16 protein-coding genes are annotated in these 17,004 nt (G+C 69.9%); 5 read left to right on the plus strand and 11 right to left on the minus strand.

The window, feature by feature from the left end:
- Positions 1–18: 18 nt before the first annotated feature.
- The 4 genes from J1M36_RS00210 to J1M36_RS00225 form a co-directional block, all read right to left on the minus strand.
- Positions 19–1,458, minus strand: coding sequence for an LCP family protein (locus tag J1M36_RS00210; RefSeq protein WP_342358258.1), 1,440 nt, complete (start codon positions 1,456–1,458; stop codon positions 19–21).
- Between the two features lie 266 nt (positions 1,459–1,724).
- Positions 1,725–2,774, minus strand: a complete 1,050-nt coding sequence (locus tag J1M36_RS00215; protein ID WP_206478255.1) for a GTPase Era — start codon at positions 2,772–2,774, stop codon at positions 1,725–1,727.
- A gap of 52 nt (positions 2,775–2,826) precedes the next feature.
- Positions 2,827–3,282 carry an rRNA maturation RNase YbeY gene (gene ybeY / locus J1M36_RS00220; protein ID WP_231885507.1) on the minus strand — a complete coding sequence of 152 codons (456 nt, stop codon included), beginning with the start codon at positions 3,280–3,282 and terminating at the stop codon, positions 2,827–2,829.
- Between the two features lie 47 nt (positions 3,283–3,329).
- A complete protein-coding gene (locus J1M36_RS00225) occupies positions 3,330–4,415 on the minus strand; it encodes a PhoH family protein (protein ID WP_085106037.1) in 1,086 nt (361 codons plus the stop codon).
- Positions 4,416–4,559: 144 nt separating this feature from the next.
- Between J1M36_RS00225 and J1M36_RS00230 the strand changes: the two genes are divergently transcribed.
- Complete coding sequence (locus J1M36_RS00230) at positions 4,560–5,516, plus strand: GerMN domain-containing protein (RefSeq protein ID WP_206478256.1); 957 nt, start codon at positions 4,560–4,562, stop codon at positions 5,514–5,516.
- Between the two features lie 22 nt (positions 5,517–5,538).
- Here the strand turns inward: J1M36_RS00230 and J1M36_RS00235 are convergent, their stop codons facing one another.
- From J1M36_RS00235 to hrcA, 3 genes are all read right to left on the minus strand, one after another.
- Positions 5,539–6,300, minus strand: a complete 762-nt coding sequence (locus J1M36_RS00235; protein WP_206478257.1) for a 16S rRNA (uracil(1498)-N(3))-methyltransferase — start codon at positions 6,298–6,300, stop codon at positions 5,539–5,541.
- Entirely contained in the window at positions 6,297–7,439 is a 1,143-nt protein-coding gene (dnaJ, locus tag J1M36_RS00240) for a molecular chaperone DnaJ (RefSeq protein WP_144996703.1), read from the minus strand. Before dnaJ ends, J1M36_RS00235 begins: the two co-directional genes overlap by 4 nt.
- A gap of 62 nt (positions 7,440–7,501) precedes the next feature.
- Positions 7,502–8,524, minus strand: coding sequence for a heat-inducible transcriptional repressor HrcA (gene hrcA / locus J1M36_RS00245; RefSeq protein WP_131332955.1), 1,023 nt, complete (start codon positions 8,522–8,524; stop codon positions 7,502–7,504).
- Between the two features lie 163 nt (positions 8,525–8,687).
- Here hrcA and J1M36_RS00250 point away from each other — a divergent pair, with 163 nt between their 5' ends.
- Complete coding sequence (locus J1M36_RS00250) at positions 8,688–9,533, plus strand: DUF3097 family protein (protein WP_206478258.1); 846 nt, start codon at positions 8,688–8,690, stop codon at positions 9,531–9,533.
- 213 nt (positions 9,534–9,746) lie between these two features.
- Positions 9,747–10,178, plus strand: a complete 432-nt coding sequence (locus J1M36_RS00255) for a DUF4870 domain-containing protein (RefSeq protein ID WP_064845857.1) — start codon at positions 9,747–9,749, stop codon at positions 10,176–10,178.
- 5 nt (positions 10,179–10,183) lie between these two features.
- Here the strand turns inward: J1M36_RS00255 and hemW are convergent, their stop codons facing one another.
- Together hemW and lepA are read right to left on the minus strand one after the other, a co-directional pair.
- Positions 10,184–11,428 carry a radical SAM family heme chaperone HemW gene (gene hemW / locus J1M36_RS00260; protein ID WP_206398788.1) on the minus strand — a complete coding sequence of 415 codons (1,245 nt, stop codon included), beginning with the start codon at positions 11,426–11,428 and terminating at the stop codon, positions 10,184–10,186.
- The gene (lepA, locus tag J1M36_RS00265; RefSeq protein ID WP_206478259.1) at positions 11,428–13,284 is read right to left on the minus strand and encodes a translation elongation factor 4; all 1,857 of its coding nucleotides are present in this window, start codon (positions 13,282–13,284) and stop codon (positions 11,428–11,430) included. Before lepA ends, hemW begins: the two co-directional genes overlap by 1 nt.
- 81 nt (positions 13,285–13,365) lie before the next feature.
- Here lepA and J1M36_RS00270 point away from each other — a divergent pair, with 81 nt between their 5' ends.
- A complete protein-coding gene (locus J1M36_RS00270; protein ID WP_167318515.1) occupies positions 13,366–13,959 on the plus strand; it encodes a type II toxin-antitoxin system PemK/MazF family toxin in 594 nt (197 codons plus the stop codon).
- Between the two features lie 165 nt (positions 13,960–14,124).
- The gene (rpsT, locus tag J1M36_RS00275) at positions 14,125–14,385 is read left to right on the plus strand and encodes a 30S ribosomal protein S20 (RefSeq protein WP_035961892.1); all 261 of its coding nucleotides are present in this window, start codon (positions 14,125–14,127) and stop codon (positions 14,383–14,385) included.
- Between the two features lie 118 nt (positions 14,386–14,503).
- Here the strand turns inward: rpsT and holA are convergent, their stop codons facing one another.
- A complete protein-coding gene (gene holA / locus J1M36_RS00280) occupies positions 14,504–15,505 on the minus strand; it encodes a DNA polymerase III subunit delta (protein WP_206478260.1) in 1,002 nt (333 codons plus the stop codon).
- Positions 15,506–15,668: 163 nt separating this feature from the next.
- Positions 15,669–17,004: MBL fold metallo-hydrolase (locus J1M36_RS00285; protein WP_206478261.1), on the minus strand; the 1,336-nt coding region annotated here is incomplete at its 5' end.

Consider the following 17,004-nt stretch of genomic DNA (forward strand, 5'->3'; position numbering starts at 1 on the left):
CGCCGGCACACCGGATCGTTACCCCGCCGCGGTCTCCTGGCACGTGAACTGCTCCGCGGTCTGGCCCTGCAGGTCGTCGGGCAGGGCGGCGTTGCGGTCCATCGTGTCACCGCTACGGAAGTCCTGGCCCACCGCGACCTCGATCCCGGGCACGTCGTAGCTCGCCACGAGTTGGCTCGGTGAGACGTTCAGGACAGCGGCGACGTCGTCCGCGGCCAGCGCCCAGTTGGGGTTGTAGAACATCTGCGTGGCCGCGAGCTGCGTGCCGGAGGACGCGGTGCGCGCCTGGTCGTAGCCGGCGCGTTCGAGCACGCTCACGAGCTGGTGGTCCCGGCCCCCGGCGTCCGTGCGGTTGCTCACCGTGATCGGCACGAGCGACGGGTCCACGGCGGGGCCGGTCGCGGTGGGCGATGCCGCCGGCTCCGTGGGGTGCGCGGCACTCGGCGCGGGGGTGGCGGTCTCCCCCACCGCGTGGGAGGGCCCGGGGGACGCCGACGGCGCGTCGCGAGCCTCCGTGACGGAGACGTCCCGACGCAGGGTCTCGAAGAGCCGCTCGGCGGGCTTCTCGTCCAGCTGCAACCGGTTGGGGTCCTGCGGGTAGGGCTCGGACGGCGCGGTCACGAACGCGATCCGGCCGGGATCGATGCCGTTGAGCGCACCGGCCATGCCCACGAGGGTGGGGATGGAGGTCAACCCCTGGTCCACGTGTAGGTTTTGGGTCATCACCTCGGCGATGTGGTAGAGCTGCGGGAGGTTGGTGAGCGTCCCGTCCGCCTGGATCTTGCGCGTGAGGGACGCCAGGAACGACTGCTGCGAGCGGATGCGGGCCTCGTCCCCACCGTTGCCGAACGCCGCGCGGGAACGCAGGAACGCGAGTGCCTGTTCGCCCTCCACGGAGGAGATCCCGGCGGGCAGACGCAGCCCGGACTTGGGGTCATCCACGGGTTCGTTGACGCACACCTGCACGCCGCCCACGGCGCTGGAGAGTTCCTTGACGGCGTTGAAGTCGGCGAGCATGAAGTGGTCGATGTTCACGCCGGTGAGTCGGTTGATCGCGGCCACGGTGCACCCAGGGCCGCCGTGTTCCACCGCACTGTTGAGCATCCCGGTCGTGGCCGGGTACACGGTGCCGCTCGTGGGGTCCGTGCACTGCGGGATCCTGACCAAGAGGTCCCGGGGAAAGGAGACCACGGTGACGGCATCGCGGTTCTCGGTCACGTGCATGAGCATCATGACGTCGGTGCGGCCCTCGGCGTCGTCCTCGCTGCCGTATTCGCTGTTGCCCTGACCGTGGCGAGTGTCCGAGCCCATGACGAGGATGTCCAGGGGGCCGTCGTCCACGTTCTCGGCACCGTCGGAGAGGTTCAGGGGGCTCGAGGTGAGGTTGCCGGTCAGGCGCAGCGCGGCGATCCCGCCGATGCCGAGCACGGCCAGCAGCCCGAACACGGCCAGGATCACGGCGATCCTGCGTACCGAGGGGCGATGGACATGGGCGCGGTGATGACGTCCGGTCTGGCGCAGGTCGTACGCCTCGCCGTCGCGATTCGTGCGGCGGGCGGGATGCGTGCTCCACGGCGCGCTCGTACGCGAACTCCGGCGGCTCCGGCGTGGTGCTGAGCTGGGATCCACCGGTGACGTCTCCTGGGGTCTCGGATCGGGGGGGCGTGCGGCCCTGACTGGTGGGTCAGGCTACGGCACCGGGTTGGCGTGTGGTGTGTGTCCGGTCAGAACCCGAGCTTGGACAGCTGTCGGGGGTCCCGTTGCCATTCCTTGGCGACCTTGACGTGCAGGTCCAGGTAGATCCGGGTGCCCAGTAGAGACTCGATCTGGGCTCGCGCGCGCGTCCCGATCTCGCGCAGTCGCGCACCGCGCTTACCGATCACGATGGCCTTCTGGGAGTCCCGTTCCACGTACAGGCTCGCGTGGACGTCCAGCATGGGGTTGTCCGGTGAGCGGCCTTCACGTTCGGAGACCTCGTCCACGACCACGGCGAGCGAGTGGGGCAGTTCGTCCCGCACGCCCTCGAGCGCAGCCTCGCGGATGAGTTCGCCCATCATGGTGACCTCCGGCTCGTCAGTGAGGTCCCCTTCCGGGTACAGGGGCGGGGAGACGGGCATCAGCGACACGAGCAGCTCGGCGATCTCGTCCATCTGGAAGCCGTCCGCCGCGCTCACGGGGATCACGTGGGCCCATCCGGCCGGCGTGTCCTCGGTGCGCTGCGCGGCCGGGCGACCGCCGGCGCCCTTGGCGGACGGCGCCGCGTCGCGACGTCGTCGTCGTGCGTCGCGCTGGGCGCGCTCCTCGGTGACGACCTCGCGCCCGAGCTCGCTCACGGCCACGAGCTGTTCGGCGAGGCGCTGCTGGGGGACGAGGTCTGCCTTGGTCACGATCGCGACCACGGGGGTGCGCCCGACGGCGGCGACGACCTGCTGGGCGATGTACCGGTCCCCCGGGCCCACCTTCTGGTCCGCGGGCACGCAGAAGCCGATCACGTCCACCTCACCCAGGGTCTGGGCCACGACGTCGTTGAGCCGCTGACCGAGCAGCGTGCGCGGACGGTGCAGGCCGGGGGTGTCCACGAGGATCAACTGACCGTCGGTGCGGTGCACGATCCCGCGGATGGTGTGCCGCGTGGTCTGCGGACGGTTGGACGTGATCGCGACCTTGCGCCCCACGAGCGCATTGGTCAGCGTGGACTTGCCCACGTTGGGCCGGCCCACGAACACGGCGAAACCGGCGCGGAAGTCAGCGGGCTGTTCAGAGGGCTGGGTCATCGCGGGTCCTCGGTCGTTCAGTCGGTGCGGGGGTCGGAGGCGGTGCGGCGCCTCACGTCATGGTCTCCACGGGCGCGTCCCGGCCCAGGAACTCCTCGAGCAGCGAGCGCTGGGCGGTGAACATGCGGGCGCGTTCGTCCTCGTGGGCGTGGTCGTGGCCCAGCAGGTGCAGCAGGGAGTGGGTGGTGAGCAGGCACAGTTCGTCCTGGGTGCTGTGGCCGGCGGCCGCGGCCTGGCGTTCGGCCACGGGTGGGCACAGTACGACGTCCCCGAGGACGCCCAGGCTAGGGTCGTCGGGGGTGCCCTCGCGCAGTTCGTCCATGGGGAAGGACATGACGTCGGTGGCTCCGGGCAGGTCCAGCCACTGTTCGTGCAGTTCGGCCATGCGGGTCTCGTCCACTACGGCGATGCTGACCTCGGTGTCGGGGTGCAGGTGCCAGCGGGTGAAGGCGAGGTCCACGAGGGCCTCGAGCTGGTCGGTGTCCACGGCGCGGTAGGCGGTGGGCAGCTCGGCCTGTTCGGCGGGGGTGTCCCAGGGCAGGTCGAAGGCCACGCTCACGGGGTGTCTCCCCCGGTGCGCTCGGACGACGCCGCTCGGCGTTCGTCCTTGCGGCGGGCTCGTTCCACGCGGTGGCGGTTGGTGGTGTCGAACTGGTCGTAGGCGGCCACGATCTCGCCCACGAGTTCGTGGCGCACCACGTCCGCGGAGGTCAGTTCGCAGAACGCGATGTCGTCGATCTTCCCGAGCACGTGTTGGACTTGGCGCAGTCCGGACTTGGTGGTCCCGGGCAGGTCCACCTGGGTCACGTCACCGGTGACCACGATCCGTGAGCCGAAGCCTAGACGGGTGAGGAACATCTTCATTTGTTCCGGGGTGGTGTTCTGGGCCTCGTCAAGGATCACGAAGGCGTCGTTAAGGGTGCGCCCGCGCATGTAGGCCAGCGGGGCGACCTCGATGGTCCCGGCCTCCATGAGCCGCGGAATGGACTCGGGGTCCATCATGTCGTGCAGGGCGTCGTAGAGGGGACGCAGGTAGGGGTCGATCTTGTCGTTGAGCGAACCCGGGAGGAAGCCCAGTCGCTCGCCGGCCTCCACCGCGGGACGCGTGAGAATGATCCGGTTGACCTCCTTGGCCTGCAGGGCGCGCACGGCCTTGGCCATGGCCAGGTACGTCTTGCCGGTACCGGCGGGCCCGATCCCGAAGACCACGGTGTGCTCGTCGATCGCGTCCACGTAGGTCTTCTGGTTCACGGTCTTGGGCCGGATGGTCTTGCCCCGGGTGGAGAGGATGCTCGTGGACAGCGCGCTCGACGGGCGCAGGTCCTGGGCGTCACGCATCATGCGGGCCACGCGCAGCACCGTGCGTTCGGTGATCTCGGTGCCGCGCAGCGCCATCGCGAGAAGTTCCTCGAGTAAGGAGGCGGCCAGGCGGGTGTCGATCACGGGCCCCTCGAGGGCCACGTCCAGGTCCCGCACGGTCATCCGCACGGCCGGGAACTGCTGCTCGAGCAGACGTAAGGTCGCGTCCCCGTGACCCAAGGTCCGGACGGCGGTCTCCCGATCCGGTACGTGCACGGTGACGCGGGTTCGTTCGGTGGGCGGAGTGCTCAGTGCCTCGGTCCCTTCGGTTGGTTCGCTCATCGGGTCCAGCCTACCGGTGCGCGCGGACCCGGACCCGCCGGGACCGACGGGCTCGCACGCCGCAGGTTGCAATCCAATAACGGTCCGCCCGGATCCACGTGCGACGTTAGCGCCCGTGGCTTCCGGTGGGTAAGTTGTGTAGCCGTGAAAAATCCCGCAGGAACGACCGAGCCGCAGCGTCGTCGCGCCACCGCGCCCGGCGGACTTCGGCGCGCCGCGACGGGGGCGCTCGCCGTGTCGCTCGCCGCGGTCGTGGCCTCGTGCGGGACCGCCGCCGACCGACCGGACCACAACTCCGAAGCCGCCCCCGGGATCGCCTCCGCACCCATGAACACGGACACGGCGATGGAAGGCGTGGCCACCGAACAGGCCCCCGTGTACTGGGTGGGCACCGGGGACCAATCGCGCTACCTGTTCCGCGAGTTCCGCACCCCGACCTCCCAGGACACGACCGACCCCGTGGCCCAGGCGGCACTCATGGTCACCTCGGCCACCCCCGCGGACCCGGACTACCGGTCCCTGTGGTCCGCCGTGGACACCGTGGGCACCTCCGTGTCCCCGGACGGAACCATCACCGTGGACCTGCCCGCCGCCGCGTTCGCCTCCCAGCTCTCCTCGCAGGACGCGCGGGTCGCACTGCAGCAAATGGTGTACACGGTCTCCGCGGCGGCTGTGACCGCCGGGCTGTTGGACTCGTCCACGGCCAAGGAGGTGCGGGTCCTCGTGAACGGGCAGAGCGGGTACAAGGCCTTCGGAGCCGTGGAACTTAATGCCCCGCTCACGCGTGACTCTGCACTGGCCGCGCCCGTGTGGCTCGTGGACCCCCAGACCGGGGCGGAACCCAAGAGCCCCGTGACGGTCTTCGCCCGCGTGCTGCCCTCGGTGCGTGACGCCCGCTGGGAGGTGCTCGAGGACGACCGCGTCGTGCACAGTGGGAACGTCGCACCCGCTTCCCCCGGCTCAGATCCGACCACGGGCACGGAACTACGCACGAGTGTCACGCTCGACCCCGGGACGTACACCGTGCGCGTGAGCGGCACGGACGATTCCGGCACCACCGTGTCCGACGATCACGCGATCACGGTGCGCGCCGGGGACTGAGCCCTCCCCGTTGGGTCCCGGGTCAGTCCCAGAGCCCGAGCACCGCGTGCAGCGCGGCCAGTGCCGCGGGTCCCGCGGTGGACGATCGCATGACAGTGGTCCCCAGGCGCATCGGCTGAGCACCGGCGGCGCACAACGCCTCGAGCTCTCCGTCACCGATCCCTCCCTCCGGGCCCACGATCACCGCGATCCGGGACCGATCGCCCCACCGGGTCACGTCCGGGGTGGACCAACGTGTGCTCGCCGATTCATGCAGCACGAGCCACAGCATCTGGGGTTCCGCAGCGATCAGCCGGGCCAGACCCGCGGTGTCCACCCAGTCACCGCGTTCGGGCCAGCGGGCGCGCCGGGACTGCTTGGCCGCCGCGGCCAGGGTGGAGTCCCACTTGGCCATGAGTTTGGCCGCGCGGTCCGCGTGGACGCGCACGATGCTGCGCTCCGCCTGCCACGGGATCACCCGGGAGACCCCGAGTTCCGTGGCGGCCTCCGCGGCCTGCAGGTCCCGGTCCCCCTTGGCGAGTGCCTGCACCAGCGTGAACTCCGGCTGCTGCGCTGCGTCGTGGTGGATCTCCTGGACGGTCACGCTCATCCGGTCCTTGGCCCCGGAGTCGAACGTGCACACCGCACGGGTGCCGTGCCCGTCCACGAGGTCCAGGGCCTCCCCCGCGCGCAGGCGCCGCACGGTCACCGCGTGCTTGGCCTCGGGACCCGCGACGTCCAGGACCTCCCCCGGGTGCGCCCGGGAGAGGTCCTCAGCGGGGACGTGGAAGACGGGGTTGGTCACAGGTCGTTGAACCGGTCCCGCAACCGGGAGAAGAACCCACCGGAGTGGTTGGTGTTCACGGTCGTACCGTCCGCTGCTTCCTCACCGCGCAGCTCGGCGAGTCGCTCGAGCAGTTCGCGCTGTTCGGAGGAGAGGTCCTTGGGGGTCTCCACCTCGAAGTGCACCTTGAGGTCCCCGCGGCCCTTGCCCCGCAGGTGGGTGACGCCCAGGTCGTCGAGCGTGACGGTCGCACCGGACTGGGTGCCGGGATCGACGTCCACCGTGCGAGCGCCGTCGAACGTCTCGAGGCTCACGGTGGTGCCGAGCGCGGCGGCGGTCATGGGGATACGCAGGCGGGCGTGGAGATCGTCGCCCTCGCGGAGGAAGGTGGGGTCCGGGTCCACCTTGAGTTCCACGAAGAGGTCGCCGTTGGGTCCGCCGGCGGTGCCGGCCTCACCCTGGCCGCCCAGGCGGATGCGGTTGCCGGACTGGATGCCGGCGGGGATCTTCACGGTCAGGGGGCGGCGGTCGCGCACGCGGCCCTCGCCGTAGCACTCGTGGCACGGGCTCTCGATCACGGTGCCGAAGCCGTTGCACTGGGAGCACGGGGCCTGGGTGGTGACCATGCCCAGGATGGACTGGCGCTGGTACTGCATGTGCCCGGAGCCGCGGCACATGGTGCACGTCACGGGGCTCGTGCCGGGCTGGCAGCACGTGCCCTGGCACGTGGGGCACACGACGGCGGTGTCCACCGTGATGTCCTTCTCCATGCCGAACACGGCGTCCTTGAGGGAGATCCGCACGTTGATCAGGGCGTCCTGGCCCTGGCGGGTGCGGGACTGGGGGCCGCGCTGGCCACCGGCTCCCGCGCCCTGGAAGAACGTCTCGAAGATGTCGGAGAAGCCGAAGCCCGTACCGGGGAAGCCCCCGCCGAAGCCGGTGTCCGTGCCGTTCTCGTTGCCCGTGGCGTCGTAGACGCGGCGCTTGTCCGGGTCGGAGAGGACGTCATTGGCGTGGGAGACGCGCTTGAACTCCTCGGCGGCCTCGGGTGAGGGGTTCACGTCCGGGTGGAGTTTGCGGGCCTTCTTGCGGTAGGCGCGCTTGATCTCTTCGGCGCTGGCGTCCCGGCTCACGCCGAGGGTTTCGTAGTGATCGCTCACGATGTCGTCGTTTCTTCTTTCGTCGGTTCTACGGTTCTACGGTCGAGCGGGGCGGGCGGCGCTCACGTGCGCTCAGCCCCCAGGTTCTTGGACAGGTAGCGGGCCACCGCGCGCACGGAGGCCATGGTCGTGGGGTAGTCCATGCGTGTGGGCCCCACGACTCCCACCTTGGACGCGGCGTGCGGACCGTAACCCGTGGCCACCACGGACGCCTCCGCCAGGGGGTCGTCGCTGTGGTCGGAGCCGATGCGCACCGCGACCCCGCGTTCGTCCTGCTGCATCTCGGACAACAATCGCAGCATGGCTACTTGTTCCTCAAGCGCCTCGAGCACCGGGGAGATGCTCTGCGGGAAGTCCCCGCTGAAGCGCGCGAGGTTCGCGGTCCCGGCCATCACCAGGCGGTGTTCGTCCGACACCGCTGCGAGCACCGCGAGCGCCCCGGTCACCGCGGTCCCGGCGTCGCGCAGTTCCTCGGGCAGGGCCGGGGGCAGGGTCACGGCGGCGTCGGGGACGTCTTCCACGGGCGTGCCGAGCAGGCGTGCGAGCACGTGGGCGCGCAGCTCCAGCAGCTGGGCCTCGGTCAGGGTGACGGGCAGTTCCACGGTGCGTTGGGCCACGCGTCCGGTGGTGGGGATCAGGATCACGAGTACGCGGGCGTCCCCCACGTCCACGAGTTCCACGTGGCGCACGGTGATCCCGGTGCGCACGGGATACTGGATCACGGCCACCTGGTGGGTGAGCTGGGCGAGCAGGCGCACGGTGCGCTCCATGATGTCGTCCAGGTCCTGGGCGCCGTCCATGAACACCTGGATCGCGCGGCGCTGGGCGGAGGTGAGGGGCTCCAGGGCTGCGATCTGATTGACGAACTCGCGATAACCTCGGTCCGTGGGGATCCGACCCGAGCTCGTGTGCGGTGCCACGATCAGCCCGTCCTCCTCGAGGGCGGCCATGTCGTTGCGCACCGTGGCGGAGGAGACGGGTAAACGGTGGCGTTCCACGAGCGCCTTGGACCCCACGGGTTCACGCGAATGGACGTAGTCCTCCACGATGGCGCGCAGGATCTGCGCTCGGCGCGGATGCTCCATGTGTCTCACCTCCCGTTGCTGGCAATTCTGGCACTCAAGAGTTCACAGTGCTAATCCTGGCAGTCAAGGGCCCGTGGGTCAGGGGCCGATTTTGATACGCTCGCGGCTGATTCGCCTGCCCGGCGGCGCGCTCGCGCCGCGGCACGACGTGGAGGAGTCGCCCGTGAACGCATCCGGCTGGTCCTGGGGTCCCCAGGACCTAGGCAGTCCCGACGTCGCCCGCACCGGTCCCGTCTCCCGGGACGTCCCCGTGGCCCGGGACATGGTGCTCGAGGACGTGGAGACCATCGGCGGGATGCGCGTGGTGGGTCTGGAGGACCGGCACGGGCGCGTGAAGTCCTTCCCCCTGGGCCCGGGCTTCCTCCTGGACGGCGAACCCGTGCGGCTGGGCCCGCCCGAGACCCGCAGCGCCCCGGCCAAGCCCCGGATCACGCGTTCGGGGTCGGTCGAGGTCGAGAACTTGCGCGCGTCCGTGGCCAAGGAGTCGCGTGTGTGGGTCGAGGGGTACCACGACGCCGAGCTCGTGGCCAAGGTGTGGGGCCACGACCTCGCGGTCGAGGGCACCGTGGTGGAACCCCTGCACGGGATCGACGACCTCCCCTCAGCCATCGCCGAGTTCCACCCCGGCCCGCAGCGCCGGCTCGGGATCCTAGTGGACCACCTGGTCGCGGGCTCCAAGGAGTCCAGGATCGCCCAGGAGGCGCTCGCGGTCCCGGGTGCCCGGGACAATGTGCTCATCCTCGGACACCCCTACGTGGACATCTGGCAGGCCGTGAAGCCCAGCGCCCTGGGGATCCGGGAGTGGCCCGTGATCCCGCGCGGGGTGGATTGGAAGACCGGGATGGCACGCGCGCTGGGCCTACCGCACCGCACACCCCAGGACGTGGGGCGGGCGTGGCAGGCGATCCTTGCACGAGTGAACACGTACGCAGACCTCGAACCGGCCTTGCTGGGCCGCGTGGAGGAGCTCATCGACTTCCTCACCGCCCCGGACGCCGCCGATTCCTGACCCGGGCTGCGCCTGACCTGCGGTGACCCACGACGTCGACGGCGCTCAAAGCCGGTGGTCTACGGCTTCGGTGACCCGCGTTAGCGGTAACCCTCAGCGTCGGTGACGCCTGGTATCGTCGTCCGGCGCGAGCCACGCGGGAACGACCGTAGGATGGGAGCACCGGCGTCCACCGACCCGGATGGCTACCGCCCGTGAAAGGCACACCCGCTCGTGACTGACGCTGCTCCCTCCCCCTCCACTCGCTCCGCCGAGACTCCGTTCGAGTCCGTGGCCCCCGTGGCGCAACCCCTGGACGTGTCCCAGGACCGGCAGTGGGCCACCCTCGCCCACCTGGGTGGCGTGGTGGGCGTACTGCCCAGCTACATGATCCACCGGGTGTTCAAGGACCGCGGTCCCTTCACCGCTCAGGAATCCCGGGAAGCCGCCAACTACACCATGCTGCCCACCCTGGTGATCCTCGCGGGCATCGTGCTCTCACTCATCCCGTTCATCGGATGGCTCTTCTCGGTCATCGCCGCCGTGACCTGGCTGTTCCTGGCCATCACCTCCGTGCGCGCGGGCGTGACGGTCAACCGCGGCGAACCGCACCAGTACCGGTTCAACACCCACCTCTACGACAAGTTCGCGGCCCGCAACTCCTGACACGGTCACCAGTCGAGCAAGCGGCGCGTCACGGCGTCGGCCATCAGACGCCCCGCGTCCGTGAGGACCGCGGACCCGCGGAGGGCGGCGGCGCCGTCCAGCCAGCCGTCGGCGATCAATCCGGCCACCGCGTGCCGCCCCTCCGGGCGCAGCCCCTCGAGCGGGATTCCCTCACGGATCCTGATCCCGAGCATCACGTGTTCCACGTACTGCGTCTCGCCATCCAAGGTCTCGCGGCCCACGGCCGGTGAGTCACCCCGGCGCACGGCGGCCGTGTAGGGCAACGGGTGCTTGAGATTCCACCAGCGCACGCCGTCACTGTGTGAGTGCGCCCCCGGGCCGATCCCCCACCAGTCCTGATTGCGCCAGTACGCGAGGTTGTGCACGCTGCGGTTCTGCACCGCGCTGCGCCCGTGGGCCGCGCGGGACCAGTTGGACACCTCGTACCACTCGAACCCGGCCTCGCGCAGCAGCGCGTCCGCGAGCGTGTACTTCTCCGCCTGGTCGTCCGGATCCACGTCCGGCACCTCACCGCGGCGGATCTGGGCGGCCAGCTTGGTGCCGTCCTCGATGATCAGGGAGTACGCGGAGACGTGGTCGGGGTCCATGGCCAGCGCGGCCTCCAACGAGGTGCGCCAGTCGGCCACGCTCTCCCCCGGTGTACCGTAGATCAGGTCCACGCTCGCGCCCAGTCCGCGGTCCTTGGCCCAGCCGACGGCGCGCGGGACGTTCGCCGGCGTGTGCGTGCGTTCCAGCACGCGCAGCACGTGGGGCACCGCGGACTGCATCCCGAAGGACACCCGGGTAACCCCGGCCGCGGCGAGCACGTCGAACGTCTCCTCGCTCACCGAGTCGGGGTTGGCCTCCACGGTGACCTCGGCGTCCGGGGCCAGCCCGAAGCTCTCCCTGGCCTGCTCGAGCATGAGCGCGAGCTCCCGGGCGGGCAGAAGGGTGGGCGTACCCCCGCCGAAGAACACGCTGTGCAGCGCGCGCGGCGGTGCCCCGGCGGCGTCGAGCACGGACCGGGCGAAGCGGACCTCCGCGGCGGCGTCGGCGTGGTAGTCGCGCTGGGAGACGCCGTCCCCGAGCTGGTCCATGGTGTAGGTGTTGAAGTCGCAGTACCCGCAGCGCACCGCGCAGAACGGGACGTGGACGTACAGGCTCAGGGTGCGATCGGTGGCACGGGCGACCGACGCCGCGGGGAGCGCGCCGTCCCGGGGTGCGGGATCACCCTCCGGTTGGGCGGGCATTACTTCTTCTTGTCCTTCCCGGTGTCCTCGTCCGAGGACAGCGCGGCCACGAAGGCCTCCTGGGGGACCTCCACGCGGCCCACCATCTTCATGCGCTTCTTGCCCTCCTTCTGTTTCTCGAGCAGCTTGCGCTTACGGGAGATGTCACCGCCGTAGCACTTGGAGAGCACGTCCTTACGGATCGCGCGGATGTTCTCGCGCGCGATGATCCGGGAACCGATCGCGGCCTGGATGGGGACCTCGTACTGCTGGCGCGGGATGAGCTTCTGCAGCTTGCCCGTCATGAGCACGCCGTACGAGTACGCCTTGTCCTTGTGGGTGATCGCGCTGAACGCGTCCACCTGCTCGCCCTGCAGGAGGATGTCCACCTTCACGAGATCCGCGGCCTGCTCGCCGTCCGCCTTCCAGTCCAGGGACGCGTAGCCCCGGGTCTTGGACTTGAGCTGGTCGAAGAAGTCGAAGACGATCTCCGCGAGCGGCAACCGGTAGCGCAGCTCCACGCGGTCCTCGGAGAGGTAGTCCATCCCCTTCATCTCACCGCGCTTGGACTGGCACAGTTCCATGACCGCGCCGATGAACTCGGACGGCACCAGGATGGTGGCCGAGACCATGGGTTCGCGGATCTCCAGGATCCGTCCCTCCGGGAACTCGGACGGGTTAGTAACCTGCTCCTCCGAGTTGTCCTCGAGCGTCACGTTGTAGGACACGGACGGCGCGGTGGAGATCAGGTCCAGGTTGAATTCGCGTTCGAGTCGGTCGCGGGTGATCTCCAGGTGCAGCAGCCCCAGGAAACCGCAACGGAAGCCGAAGCCCAACGCGGCGGAAGTCTCGGGTTCGTACACCAGGGCGGCGTCGTTGAGCTGGAGCTTCTCGAGGGCGTCCCGCAGCACGGGGTAGTCCGAACCCTCCACGGGGAACAGTCCCGAGAACACCATGGGCTTGGGGTCCTCGTACCCACCCAGGGACTGCTGCGCGGGCTTGGTCTGGCTCGTGACCGTGTCACCCACGCGGGACTGGCGGACGTCCTTCACGCCCGTGATCAGATAGCCCACCTCCCCCACGCTCAGCCCCTGCGAGGGCACCGGCTCCGGGGAGATCACACCGAGTTCGAGCAGCTCATGGGTGGCCCCGGTGGACATCATCTGGATCCGCTCTCGCGGGGACAGCGTCCCGTCCACCACGCGCACATAGGTCACCACGCCGCGGTAGGTGTCGTACACCGAGTCGAAGATCATGGCACGCGACGGCGCGTCCTTGACCCCCTGAGGCGCCGGGACCTGGCGCACGATCGTGTCCAGCAGCTCCTCGACGCCCTCACCGGTCTTGCCCGAGACCTTGAGCACGTCCTCGGGTTCCACGCCGATCAAATTGGCGAGTTCAGTAGCGTACTTCTCCGGCTGCGCGGCCGGCAGGTCGATCTTGTTGAGCACCGGGATGATCGTGAGGTCGTTCTCGATCGCGAGGTACAGGTTGGCCAGCGTCTGCGCCTCGATCCCCTGGGCGGCGTCCACGAGCAGGATCGTGGCCTCGCACGCGGCCAGGGACCGGGAGACCTCGTACGTGAAGTCCACGTGCCCGGGCGTGTCGATCATGTTCAGCGCGTAGTCCGTGCCGTCCACGTTCCACGGCATCCGCACCGCCTGGGACTTGATGGTGATCCCGCGTTCGCGTTCGATGTCCATGCGGTCCAGGTACTGGGCCTTCATCTGCCGGGGCGTCACCACGCCCGTGGCCTGCAGCATCCGGTCCGCGAGGGTGGACTTGCCGTGGTCGATGTGGGCGATGATGCAGAAGTTCCTGATCACCGAGGGGTCGGTCGAGGCGGGAGCCGGTGGATTGACGGCCAACGGTGACACGGGCGGTCCTTTCGATCGGATGACTCCCCAGTTTCCCACGTTCCGCGGCAACGGACGAACCGCTGCCCCTACGATGAGCACATGGCTGACTTCATGCGCCTCGCGCGCCAGGGCCTGCGGGCCTACCGGATGTATCAGCGGGTCTCGCGGACCCTGCGCGGGCGGCGGGACGCCGGCCGCGCGCCGTTGCCCCGGGACGCTTCCGGGCACGCGCGCCGCGATCGGGCCGCCGCGCCCACCGCGCCGGGGACGACGACGTCGCCCGCCGGCACCTCCCGGCCCTACCCCGGTGACTGGACGGGGCCGGTGACCCCGCACTACGACCCCCACCCGGATGGTCGCCCCGATCCGGGCGAGGTCGTGTGGACCTGGGTCCCCTACGAGGAGGACCCCTCACGCGGCAAGGACCGTCCCGTGCTGATCGTGGACCGCGCCGGGGAGTACGTGCTGTGCGTGATGCTCACCTCCAAGGACCACGACACCGCGGCCCACGACGATCCCGACTTCGTGGACGTGGGAACCGGAGACTGGGACCGCTCGGGCCGCCCGTCCGAGGCCCGGATCGACCGGATCATCCCCGTGCGCCCCGAGGACGTGCGCCGGGAGGGCGCGGTGCTCGCCCGCTCACGCTTCGACGCGGTGGCCGCGGAGCTCGCCGCCCGCGCCCGCCACTGACCGGCGCCGCGGCCGGCGATCTGCTAAAGTGGATCGCTGTGTGTCCGCGCTGGTCGTCGGGCACAGCGGATGGTTGCCACCGAGCATCCCCACTCTCACAACTCAGTCGATGATCATCCGTGAGCCCTCACTGACCTACTTCCGCAAACGTTCTAGGAGTTTTACGTGGCCAACATCAAGTCGCAGAAGAAGCGCATCCTCACCAACGAGAAGGCTCGCCTGCGCAACAACTCTTACAAGTCCGAGCTCAAGACCCTGATCCGCAAGGTGGACGCCGCGGTCGAGTCCGGCAACAAGGAAGCTGCGACCGAGACGCTGCGCAACGCGTCCCGCAAGCTCGACAAGGCCGTGTCCAAGGGTGTGCTGCACAAGAACACCGCGGCCAACAAGAAGTCCGGTCTGGCCAAGAAGGTCGCCAAGATCTGAATCGACTGACCCCGTCCGCACAGGACGCCTGCGGGCCCGGCACCGTTTCTCGGTGCCGGGCCCGCATTCTTTCCCCGGGTCTTCCGGGATCGCAATGGTGGCCCTCAGAGATGGCCCCTCAGTGGTGGCCGGACGTCGCGATCACGGTGATCGCCCGCTCCACCGCGAAGTACGGGGACCGGGACGCACCCTTGACCTGGGCGTCGGCCTCGGCCACGGCCTGCAGGGCGGCGGCCACGTCCCCGGCGGTGAACCGGCGGGCCTCGTTCTGCGCGCGCTCCACTTGCCACGGTGCCGCGCCCACGTCCCGCGCAAGTGCTCCCGCTCCCCCGCGGGATCCTGCGGTCAGCGCGATCAACCGCATCTTGGAGCCCAGCGCGGCGACCATGGGGACCGGGTCCACTCCCACGTCCACGGCTTGCCGCCACAGCTTCAGGGCCTGATCCGCGTTACCGGCCACCGCGGCGTCCGCGACGCGGAACGCGGTGACCTCCACGCGCCCGCCGTAGTACTTCTCCACGAGGTCGTGATCCACCGTGAGCGGGCCGTCCGCGATCAACTGCGCGCACGCGGCGGCGAGCTCCGCGGTGCTCGTGCCCACGGCCGCGGCGAGGGCACGGGCGGCGTCCGGCTCGATGCGTTTGCCGTGCGCGCGGAACTCGGCCAGGACGAAGGCCGTCTTGTCGCGGTCCGATTTGGGCGGCGTGCAATCGAGGACGAGCGCCGACTCCTTGAGAGCGTCCAGTAGTTTCTTGCCGCGGTTACCCCCGGAGTGCTGCCACAGCACGGTCACGTCCGGGTCCGGGTTGGCCACGTACGACAGGCCGTCCGCGAGGAGGTTCTCGTGCATGCTCGCGAGGTCGTGGACGCACACGAGTTTGGGATCGTCGAACAGGGAGGGGCTCGTGACCACGGCCAAGCTCCCGCTCTCGTAGTCGGCGGCGGAGACGTCCGTGACCTCGCACGACCCGCGCTGCTCCCGGGTCTGGTCCCGCAGGGAGTCCTTGACGCGCTGCAGGATGTACTCGTCGGAGCCGGAGGCCAGCACCAGCGGCTGCGGGGTGACGTCCCGCCACGAGGTCTGCGGCGGCGCGGCGGCCTTGCGACGGGCTGGGGGCATCGGAACTCCTCAGGTGCGCGCGGCATGGGAGGGCGCCGCTGTGGTCCTCATGCTAGCGCCGGGTGGGGACATGCCGTGGCCCGGTGTGGACGGGTGAGGCATTGGAACAAGAAACGTGAGCCACACGCGACGAACCCGGTGCACCCAGTGGATTGACGCGCGGTCACCGTGTCGAGACCACGAGCTGATTGCCTTCCTTACGGATCCACAACGAACCGCTGAGGTCCGTGCGCGCCACCGCCGCCCCGGTCTCCTGTAGGGCCGCCACGGTTGCGGGGTGGGGATGGCCGTAGCTGTTGCCCTCCCCCACCGAGATCACCGCCAGGGCGGGATCTGAGTCCCTGATGATGTCGGTCCCACCGTTGCGCGCGCCGTGGTGGGAGACCTTCAACACATCTACGTGTGGGGCGGCTGCTGTTGGCAGGAGCCTGGTGGCCGCTCGGTACCCATCGGCTTCGAGGTCCCCCGCGGTCAACCAGGTGGTGGTCCCCTGGTCAGCGGTCCGGGTGATGAGCAGGACGAGGGACGCATTGTTCTCGTCCTCCGAACTCACCCGGCTGTGCACGGGAGCGCGCGTGGTTCCGCCCGTTGCAGTAGGCGTGACCCGCGGGGCGAGTACCTCGACCGTGAGCGGTCCGGCGGTTAGTCGTGCCCCGGGCGCAGGCTGCTCGGCCTTCTCCGTGAGCGGTGCCAGTTCGCGTGGTAGCTCCGTCCCGGCCGTGGAGAACCACACCCGCTCCACATCCACCGCATCGGAGAGCCCCTCCAGGCCGGCCACGTGGTCGTCGTGGTTGTGCGTGGCGATCACCGCGTCCAGGTGCGTGATGCCCGCCTGGTCGAGACAGCGACGCAGAGCCCTGGGGTCGGGCCCGCCATCCACGAGCACCGCGCTGTGCTCCCCGGTGCGGTGCAGCACGGCATCTCCCTGCCCGACGTCGCACACCACGGACTCCCACGCGGGCGCCGGTCGGAACCACCACACCGCACCCAGGACGACCAACACGATCACCGCGAGGGACGCGATCACCGCGAGCGCGCGACGTCGTACCCGTAGCCTGCGCGCGCGAACGCGCCATACGGCATCGGGCTCGGGTGACGGGGCCGATGAGGCGTCGACCGTGCCCGCGATGGGTGATGCCTGACGCAGGCGGTGGTCCACCCCGTGCAGGACGCCGAGGAACAGCAGTGTGACCGCGGTGAGGATGACAATCCCCGGGACACCGCCCGGCCAGGGCAACTGCGCGCCGGGCAGGGCGGCGAAACCGTCCGCGAGCCACGCAATGACCCGCGCGGGAACCGAGGCGGCGCCCACGGGCAGGGAGGCGGCGCGCTCCCAGCCGGCGAGCGCCGCGGCGTCGTGGGCGCCGGGGAGCAGCCAGCTCAGAGCGGGTGAGGCCAGGTGCCCCGCGAGCAGGACGCATACTGCAAGTAGACCGGCGACGGTGACCACGGGAACGAGAGGGGCGGCGGCCATGTTGGCGGGCAACGAGTACAGGGGC

Origin of the sequence: Kocuria sp. KRD140, from assembly GCF_017168375.1 — a bacterium.
Classification (GTDB): domain Bacteria; phylum Actinomycetota; class Actinomycetes; order Actinomycetales; family Micrococcaceae; genus Kocuria; species Kocuria marina.

Bases quoted from the DNA above. Each gene is read 5' to 3' on its own strand.
- hemW (WP_206398788.1), bottom strand. From the start codon at position 11,428: ATGCCCGCCCAACCGGAGGGTGATCCCGCACCCCGGGACGGCGCGCTC.
- J1M36_RS00215 (WP_206478255.1), bottom strand. From the start codon at position 2,774: ATGACCCAGCCCTCTGAACAGCCCGCTGACTTCCGCGCCGGTTTCGCC.
- holA (WP_206478260.1), bottom strand. From the start codon at position 15,505: ATGCCCCCAGCCCGTCGCAAGGCCGCCGCGCCGCCGCAGACCTCGTGG.
- J1M36_RS00225 (WP_085106037.1), bottom strand. From the start codon at position 4,415: ATGAGCGAACCAACCGAAGGGACCGAGGCACTGAGCACTCCGCCCACC.
- hrcA (WP_131332955.1), bottom strand. From the start codon at position 8,524: ATGGAGCATCCGCGCCGAGCGCAGATCCTGCGCGCCATCGTGGAGGAC.
- J1M36_RS00270 (WP_167318515.1), top strand. From the start codon at position 13,366: ATGGCTGACTTCATGCGCCTCGCGCGCCAGGGCCTGCGGGCCTACCGG.